At 46.1% G+C, this 9,589-nt stretch carries 5 protein-coding genes and 1 pseudogene; 5 read left to right on the plus strand and 1 reads right to left on the minus strand.

Annotated features, from left to right (window positions below):
• Positions 1-147 precede the first annotated feature (147 nt).
• From BP97_RS0130575 to BP97_RS0130590, 4 genes and pseudogenes are all read left to right on the plus strand, one after another.
• Positions 148-633, plus strand: coding sequence for a DUF2975 domain-containing protein (locus tag BP97_RS0130575; protein ID WP_028552504.1), 486 nt, complete (start codon positions 148-150; stop codon positions 631-633).
• Positions 634-844: 211 nt separating this feature from the next.
• On the plus strand, positions 845-1,453 hold the full coding sequence (locus BP97_RS0130580; RefSeq protein WP_028552505.1) for a hypothetical protein: 609 nt from the start codon (positions 845-847) through the stop codon (positions 1,451-1,453).
• Between the two features lie 183 nt (positions 1,454-1,636).
• Positions 1,637-2,919, plus strand: a pseudogene (locus BP97_RS38000) (IS110 family transposase).
• A gap of 484 nt (positions 2,920-3,403) precedes the next feature.
• The gene (locus BP97_RS0130590; protein ID WP_028552506.1) at positions 3,404-3,817 is read left to right on the plus strand and encodes a hypothetical protein; all 414 of its coding nucleotides are present in this window, start codon (positions 3,404-3,406) and stop codon (positions 3,815-3,817) included.
• Positions 3,818-4,011: 194 nt separating this feature from the next.
• Here the strand turns inward: BP97_RS0130590 and BP97_RS0130595 are convergent, their stop codons facing one another.
• The gene (locus tag BP97_RS0130595) at positions 4,012-4,734 is read right to left on the minus strand and encodes a glycerophosphodiester phosphodiesterase (protein WP_028552507.1); all 723 of its coding nucleotides are present in this window, start codon (positions 4,732-4,734) and stop codon (positions 4,012-4,014) included.
• A gap of 497 nt (positions 4,735-5,231) precedes the next feature.
• On the opposite strand from BP97_RS0130595, the gene BP97_RS0130600 reads away from it, so the two are divergent.
• Complete coding sequence (locus tag BP97_RS0130600) at positions 5,232-9,278, plus strand: FIMAH domain-containing protein (protein WP_028552508.1); 4,047 nt, start codon at positions 5,232-5,234, stop codon at positions 9,276-9,278.
• The last annotated feature ends 311 nt before the right edge of the window (positions 9,279-9,589 follow it).

The raw sequence follows: 9,589 nt of genomic DNA on the forward strand, positions 1-9,589 counted from the left end.
GGCAGTTTTATTGAACAAGTTGTAAATTTAACATTTAAAGCAAGAGCACTATTCAATAATAATATAATAATAAACAATACAAAATTATTGTAAAACGATAAATCACATGTTAAAATCATGTTGTCATTAATAAGTGAGGTGTTTTAAATGAATGTAAAACGAGGTTCAACCACTTTCTTAAAGGTAATTATTTTTCTGGCTGGAATTGCAGTGCTTGCTTTGTGTATCTGGTTGCCTGAGATAGCCGTTAGAGATGCAAGGGAACATCCAGATACAGCTTACTTCCTAATCCCCTTTTTAGTCTGTGCATACGGATTCTGTATTGCGTTTTCTGTTGCGTTGTATCAAGCATATAAACTATTAACCTACATCGAAACGAACAATGCGTTCTCTGAATTATCCCTTAAATCTTTGAAGATTATAAAGAAATGTGCTTTTACAGTCATTTTCCTCATTTTGTTAGGAATAGTGAGCTTGAGGGTGCTTGCTAAGGTTACAGTTAGTGATGATGCAGCGGGACCTACATCATTATGTCTAATGGGTATTTTAGCAACAAGTATCATCGCAGCCATTGTGGACACACTTCAAAAGCCAATAAAAAATGCCCTTGATATAAAGTCAAAAAATGAATGATTAACGGATAAGTAAGACTTCGGATTGTCAGCCAGGTGATTTAATTAACGGAGAACGATAACTCAATAATTATCATCATGACAAAGCTGCTGTGTTGAACGGCAGCTTTATTGCTAGTGACGGGCAGTATTTATTTAATAATTGGAATGTAACATTTAATATCTATTTTTAGTCAAATATTTATAACGAACGATATGAAGAGGTTCCGCAAATGGATAAACTAAAAAAAATTATTATTCCTGTTGTATTTATTGGAGTGTTAATCTTAAGTGGGTGTTCGAAGGATAACGTAGAGAAAAACACTCAGGCACCGGCAGACCCAGCACAAGTTAAAAACAACAATAAACCATCGTCTCTTTCTCCGACAAATACTCAAAGTCCAAGTCAATCTGTGAAACTAGAGGCCATAAAATATACGAATGAACAGTTAACACAAATATCAGAACTTGTGGAAAAAGAAGGCCTAGAGAATGTTTACCTGCCTAAATTAGCCGTTGAAGATAATCCAATTACCAATTTGGAAGTTCGGGATAATAAACTTATTCTTCAATACAAATACATGACGTTAGAACAACGCAAGAAGATTTGGGATGAGGTTAAGGATGTACAAATTAAGAAAGTCACACTAGCTAATGGGGTAACTGGAGAATGGATTAATGGTGAGGACTATTTACCAAAAAACAGATTCTTTAGATTCCAAATGAACGGAATGTATTTCATCCTGGATGATTACAGAAATTTGTCGGAAGAACAAGTACAAATAATTGCTGAATCGTTTGTTTCTCTTGATAAACTGAAAAACAATTTTTTATTAAACTAAAAGGTTCGATAGTGTGGAGCTGCCGCGAGGTCAGCTCTTCTTTGATGTTATTGAAGTAACGGGCAGCATTCCTATTATGAGGAAATACGAGGTTTGAGAAATAAAAAGGCTCCTTGGTATGATGTTTAAGGATCCAAAGCTGGCGAGCGAGTGGATCCAAAAACAAAACAAGGAGACTACAACATGCATTCTACTCAAAATGAAAGAATTAATCAAATCACTTATTCTACCTTAATTATCGGAGTCGACATTGCAAAATTCAGACATGTGGCGAGGGCTCAAGACTTCCGCGGGGTCGAGTTCGGGAAGCCCCTTACGTTTGAAAACAATCGAGAAGGCTTTGAATTATTCGTGAACTGGTTCCGGAGGATTTCAGCAGAGCAAGGCTTCTAGGACATTATTGTTGGGATGGAGCCAACGGGCCATTACTGGCTAAACCTAGCTCACTTTCTAAAAGAAATGCAAGTAAAATACGGTGTAGTGAATCCACTTCATGTGAAGAAAAGTAAAGAACTAGATGACAACTCTCCAACGAAGAATGATATTAAGGATGCGAAAGTGATCGCTCAGTTGGTCAAAGACGGGAGATACGCTGTACCGAGCCTTCCTCAAGGCGTTTATGCCGAACTGAGGGAAGCCATGAAAATTCGCGATCACCTTACTACCGACCTTTGCGTTGTGCAAGCGCGTGTCCATAATTGGCTAGATCGATATTTTCCAGAGTTTATGACGGTATTTAAGGACTGGGAGTGCAAGTCTACCATCCAAATGTTAAGCCTTTATTTACTACCGCATGAACTTGTTGATGTTCCAGAAGAAACCCTGCTACACCACCTGAGAGAGGTCGCTAAGCGAGGGTTTGGCCTGGCTCGAGTAAAGAATTTGAAAGAGGCAGCAAGCCGCTCAGTAGGCTTAAAACAAGGTGGAGAGCTAGCGAAAATGGAGCTAATGCTACTGCTGACCCAGTATGAATGGTTTAGCAAACTGGAAGAGTTAGAAACGAAGCTAGATGAACTGCTCGCGCAGATTCCCCATGTACAGCGGTTGTTGGCCATAAAAGGGATCGGCAGGGACACCGTTGCAGGGTTTCTGCTGAGGTAGGCGACATCGGTCAGTACCGTCATCCCAAGCAGATCACAAAGCTTGCTGGGTTAGGCTTGAAAACTAACTCATCAGGTACACACGCTGGACAAACGAAGATAACCAAGCGAGGTCGTAAACGTCTTCGTGCTTTGATCTTTCGAGTAATGATGCCGTTAGTTGCAAAAAACGCAGCCTTCAAGGCATTGCATGAGTATTACACGAAAAGAAAGTTGAACCCACTTAAGAAGATGCAATCTCTCATCGCGCTATGCAACAAGTTGATTCGAATCCTGTTTGGCATATTGAAAAAGGGACATGAGTTTAGTGAGGAAAAGATGATGCAGGATATCTCTCGGTTTGAAGAGTTGCCACAAGCTGCTTAGCTAACGAAATTCAGAAATAACGACCTAAGTAAAGATAACAAGAAGCACGGATGAGTCGGAACGACGTTAACATACGGACGAAGAGATCCTGTCGGGCAGCATATCTGACCTCCACCTCATGGACAGGTTGAATGAAGGAATGTGGGAGCGTAGACTCTGCGAGACATGGGAGGGTTTACCGCCATGAGCACATGTGGAGATCCAAAGGTGCAACCATACTTTACCACAGTAACCACAATTTACAGCATGTGGTTTAAGGGAAGAGCTTTTTTCACCTCTGTATACCCATATATTTCTTCACCTACAACTTAATTCCATTGGAAAGTTATCTGCTAACGAGTAATTAAGGTCTAAATCTGAGAAAACGAGAGCATTTATGAGCTGGGTGATTCTCCATAGAGGGAGTTTACGCTAATGAGTGGGAGTTAAAAAAGGAATTCAGTTGGTTCATTACGAATATGGAATACATTAGTGAGGTGATTTAATGTATGACTATATAAGCATCCATTCAAGTGATTACACGAAAAAAGTAAAGTCGGGGTATTTGGAAAAATACTTAATTAGTAATCTGGGTTTCGAAAAAGACAGGCACCTAACATTTTGCAAAGAACTTCATGGAGATCGAATCTGTTTAAGAGGCCTTCCCGCTGATCTGGATGGTAACTATGCGATTTATACATTAGATGGTGTTGAAGAGATAAACTTAATTGAAATCGATTTGCCTAGAAACATTAGCGGCATATTAGAACACGCCATTGCAAGCATTGCTATCGCCATTGCTAAAGAGTTCTCATGGATTATTGACGACGAAGAAGCAGCGGAGAAATTTAAACAAAAGGGGAGACCTGATTTAGCCGAACTATATGTGTTAGCCGAGGAACTCCGTAATCAGAACTAATAATTTGCAGCTTGTGAACATTATTCTAACGGGTACAATAGCTCAATAACTAAGGGGCACACTGTCGAGGATCTACGGCAAATGATTCCACAACGCGAATTTGATTTTACCACCCGCAAAGCTTTAAGGGATTGTCAAGGCGCAAAGTCAAAGAGCCGGGAAACGATGCCCGGCTTTTTCTGGGAATAAATCGATTAGAGATGAAGCTCCGAATGGTTACGGTAAAAGTCTGCCCATCGCTCCAAATGATTCGTCGTAATCAGCGCTGTCGGGTATTGTGCGGCAATGATCTCCATCTCTTGAATCGTTTCAATCGGCCAAGGACCTGAAATGACACCGTTCTCCGCTATCATTTCAGCATAGCGCGGAGTCACGAAACGGAAATGGATACCTAGAAAATCGCAATCGATTTCTTTTAGAAACGGAAAAACATAAGGCAGGCTGCCGGTGCATAACGCTCCGAGTCTAATGTCGGGGTTCAACTGCCTCGTCCGGATCAACGAGAAATGGTCGAACGAAATGATCCGCGAATGCTCGAGTGTATCGGTGCGTCGCACAATTTCAAGCACCTTTTCCTCCAACCCGGGATACAAATCGCCAGCCTGCTTCAGCTCGATGAGTATGTCCATCTTCCATTTGAGCAAATTCAGCGCCTCTTCCAGCGTAGGGATTTGCTCTGCTCCTTTGACGCGGAATTGCTTCAACTCCTCCAACGTATAGTCTCGAATGAACCCTTTGCCATTTGTCATTTTGTCGATCGTATAATCGTGCATTAGAACCGGAATGCCGTCCTTGCTCAAATGAAACTCCAGCTCCAGGTGTGTGAAATCCAATTCATAAGCTGCCTGGTAAGCGACCAACGTATTTTCCGGATATTTGACAGGGTATCCCCGATGTGCAATGCCTCTGATTTTCATAGTGATTCCTCCAATATTTAAATATAATCGTCCATGTGGAACACATAGGAGAACCCCATACACTGTTTATTCACAGTCGGCCTCTCATATTCCTCAAAAATGCGAACCAATAGCTGACCCGACTGCTTAATCATAAAAATACACTCTCACGCTCTTTATGTTTGCGAGGGTGTATTTTTTTAGTTGCGGAAGTTGCTCGAATACAAAGTATGGGCCAAAACAAAAGGGGAGTTATTAAAACAGTATCGCATTGAACAGAAAATGGGTTTATCAACCGCCGGCAAAGTGTCAAGCCCATTTAGCGAACGGGCAGGACCTCTAACACATCTCCATTTCTCTTTACCAAAAAAACAAAGAGGAGACTTAGCTTTGATGGCGAATGATAGTTATTAGTAATTAATAAATCAAATAGATATATAAATTAATTACACGGATGGAGCTACTTTTGTACTTCGAAATCATTGCTTGTAAATTGAAAACAAGGAGATGACTAACAAGTGAAAAAGAAACTGTTAACCCGCTGCTTCATCTGCCTGATGGCCGTGCAGCTTGCCGCGGGCTCTCTGCTGCCGCTCAGCAGCCCTGCAGCTGCAGAAAGCGCAGCCGCCGTCGAGGCGGCAGCTGGAATCCCCCGCATGCTCATTACTGAAATGGTCCCCGATTCGGGTGGAGACGATGCGCTGGGAGAGGATCCCTACGAGTATCTTGAGGTTTACAACAACAGCGACCAGTCGATCGACTTCAAGGACTATTCCATTTTATACAGGTATCCGGGAGAGCCCGGCCATGATTTGTTCTGGCGGCCTTACACCGATGCACAGATTATCATCCAGCCTAAGCAGGCTATGGTTTTCTGGGCGGTTACAACGTCAGGGGAGCCCAAGACGGTGGCTGACTTTAATCAGCATTTTCAAACCTCACTCGTTGAAAATAAAGACATTGTCCGGATTCCCGGTGGTCTTAACAACCTAAGGGAAAGAACCCTCGTGGTGGCGACTAATACTGGAACGGACATTGTGCGCGCCAGTTATAATCCGGGCGTGATTGATACGGCAGCAGATCTGAGTGTAGAGTACGGCGTTCCGGAAGCCGGCAGTCTTGATATGAAGAAGCTCAGCTCCAAGACGGTGCCGGCCTCCCCGGGAACCTTCAACCCGGCCAACGTACCAGCGGATCCTGTCCGCATTGTAGACGACCCTACCCCACCGACGGTCAAAGATCTTACGGATCCCTCGGGCATTGACCTGATCAAACCGATTGAGCTGATGGCTGAAGCGGCGGATGACCGTCTGCTTGCATCCGTTAATCTGTACTATAAATCCAACAAGACACCGAATTATAAAATGGTAACCCTACCGCGCGGCGCGGACGGACACTTCCGCTACTCGCTGGAGAAGATGGAATGGTTCGGGAGCCCGACGCTCGACTACTATTTCCAAGCGTCCGATACCTTCCACGTAACGTCAACAGCACCGAGAACGCTCAGCTTGGCTGGGAATGAGAAAAGCCCAGCACTGAACGTTCTTGATGGCGATGTTCTGTCCGGTGAGAGGGTTCTGATCGGTTCTTCTGCTACCGAAGGCTCCATGTCGCTATCGATTGACGGCCAACCAGTCAGTCCAACGGAACGAGCCCTCGAGAAAACGGCTTATTTCGTTTTTGAAGCGGACGACATCAATATAGGGCAGAACGTGACCACCATGGGCAGCGAGACGCTTCACTTGATTCCGTTCCAAACCCAGGATTACAAAACCATGGTAGTGGCGGTACGGCCCGATTTGTTCAAGTACGGTCAGGCGAATCCGATTGCCTTGCGCGCGGGTTCAGCAACCCGGCCTTATTATGAGGACCAGCCGGAGCCTGGCCTGGATGATTTCAATATCCGCAATGTCCGACTTGTTTTGGCGGACGGTACGGTCATCCGCGACCCGAAGTACGCTAATCCGGCAACCATACTTGACATGGGAGATAACGGACGCTTCCTTCCGGTAGTGTACTTCAACTTCACGATTCCCGAGCACTATTGGGATGGAATCTCTTACCGATGGAATACCGCAGCAGCCACTGATGGACCGCATCGGGTCGAGGTGTCGCTACCTGACGGCAGCAAGAACACAGCCAACGTGAAGGTAGATAACCAAGGACCGGTGGTGAGTACGAATATTACGGAAGGCAGTAGTTACAAAGGGGCTTTTGAGATACGAGCTTCCGCATCGGATACGGCTTCCTCCGTCAAATCCTTTGAGGTGAAGCTGGACGACATGCTCATTGAGGTTCCGTATTCTACCTCCTCCGCGGCCCTCACTCCGGGGGAGCATAATCTTGTGTTTAAGGCTGTAGACGCCGGGGGCAAAACGACGGAGAAAACGATCAAGTTCACAACTCCTGTAGAGCTTCCGGTTATGCCGCTCCTGGCAGCGCCGGCGGACGGAGCACAGGATACGGACACGAACGTGAGCCTACAGGTATCGGTTTCCGATCCGACCGGAGACCCGCTGAAGGTGAAGTTCTTTAAGGGGCAAAAGATCACCGCCGCGGACGCGGGAGTGACCGCTTACAAGCATACGGCTGATGTGGAGCCTCCTTTGACCTTGACGAGTCCGGGAGAAACGCAGCTTACCGCCGAAGAACAAACAGTCGTCGGAGCCTCCGATGACCGTTACGTCACTACGGACTCGACTGAACAGTTTCCTTATCAGCGCTTTGAAGTGGAAGCGGGGGCGGAAACCGGTGCCGGTGACCGTCTCGAGCTAATCTGGGAAGGGCATTCGCTGAAGGGTCGTAAAGTTGGTTTGTACGCATGGAATTATACTGCAGAGAAGTGGGATTCACTGGCGTCCACGGTGGCTGTTTCCGAGGAAGACTTTACCCTCTCTGCAGCGGTGGACGGCGGCAGTTATGCAAGAAACGGCAAAGTTCAAGTCCTGATTCAGGACGAGATTCCGCGTCGTGAGCAATACGATTTTACCTTTGCCTCTATACCGGACACACAGATCTACGCGGAGATTCAACCGGAGTATTATGAGTCTCAAGTCAATTTCCTGCGCGATGCCAAAGAATCAATGAACATTCAATATGTGATGCACGTGGGGGACGTTGTAAACTCCGCAGGCATCAAAGGGCAGTGGGAACGAGCGGATAAGTTCATGAAGGTGGTGGAAGACGCACAAATTCCTTGGGGCGTAGTCGCGGGCAATCATGACGTGTTCGACGGAGGAGCGACGTCAGTGCCGGATTACTCAGAATTCTCGAAGTATTTCGGAGAGAACCGCTTTAAAGATAAGCCTTACTATGGAGAGTCGTACAAAGAGAACAAAGGTCACTATGACCTGATCTCCGCGGGCGGGAACGATTTTATTTTCGTGTATATGGGTTGGGGCTTGAATGATGAGGATATGGGCTGGATGAACAGCGTTCTGAAGCAGTATCCGGACCGTAAAGCGGTCATTGTGGTTCATGAATATTTGCAAAATAATGCAGCGAGATCCGCAGCCGGCAACCAGATCTATCAGAAGGTAGTAGTGCCGAATCCTAACGTATGGATGGTCATGAGCGGTCATTTCACCGGAAGTTCGCTGCGTACCGACCAGATTGACGATAACAAGGACGGACAGCCTGATCGCAAAGTGTACCAGATTCTTAATGATTACCAAGGTATTCCGAACGGCGGAAACGGATATTTGAAGCTTCTGCATTTTGATACGGAAACGGATACCGTCTATGTTAATACTTATTCACCGTATTTGGACGATTACAATCATTACGATCCGAGCAAGGACGAGTTCAAGCTTTCGGTGGACCTGAAGCCGATGGTGAAAAGAGTGGCTACCGACTCGTTGGCGGTAAAAGTGTACTCTAACGAGGCGATCGGATCGGCGCAGGCGACCAGCGGTTCCACAGCCACGGTCAACTGGAATGGCCTGAAAGGCAGTACGAATTATGAATGGTACGCATTAGCGGAGGACAGCTTCGGCGGACGATCGTACTCGGATATTTGGTCTTTCCGCACCCGCCTTACCGTTGAAGCGCCACAAGGCGTGAAGGCGGAAAACGTGACCACGGGTTCAGCGCAGCTGAGTTGGTCCCCGGTAACGGCTTCCGACGGAAGCAGCGTGACCTACCAGGTGTACGGCAGTAATAGGGTCATCTCCACGGTGACAGGTACCGTGTACAATTGGACGGGACTGGAGCCGGATACGTCGTATACGTTCCAGGTCAAAGCCGTGCATTCGACGGGAGCGATATCAGCACTAAGCGAACCGGTAAGTTTTAAGACATCGATCGACCTGCCTGCTCTGCAGAAAGGACTACAACGTTTTATTGCCTCCGGCAAGGTTACCCATCCACTGGCCATACAGCTGGAGAACGCGCTGAGTCAGGCGGAGAGCCATTTGCGGAAGGGACAGCAGGATCAGGCAGCCAAGAAGATCGAGGACTTTATTAAGCACCTCGGTAATAAAGCACATCAAGAATTGGCGTCAGCGGACGCCAGGCAGTGGCTGAATGATAAAGCTGAGGTCCTGCTTCGCGTCTGGGGCAGATAACCTGCCCGCAAGGTGCAAATGAACGAAAAGCCCCTGGAAGATTTCTCAGATCTGAACTGCACCCCTTATAGTGGACATTGGTAAAATACCCTGGTGTTAATAACCGATGAAAACTGTAGGGGGTGCTTTTCGTTATGGCAAAAAAGGGGCAAAAGCTCACGACGTATAGCTTTGAGATAAGGAAAAAAGCAATAGAAATGCGACTTCAAGGGATGACAAAAGCGAAAGTGGCGGAAGAGTTGGGGATTGCTGATGTTGGACGACTAAAAGTATGGATGCGCAGTTATAAACAAATGGGGGAGTTTGGACTC

Origin of the sequence: Paenibacillus sp. UNC451MF (assembly GCF_000686845.1) — a bacterium.
Lineage (GTDB): Bacteria > Bacillota > Bacilli > Paenibacillales > NBRC-103111 > Paenibacillus_S.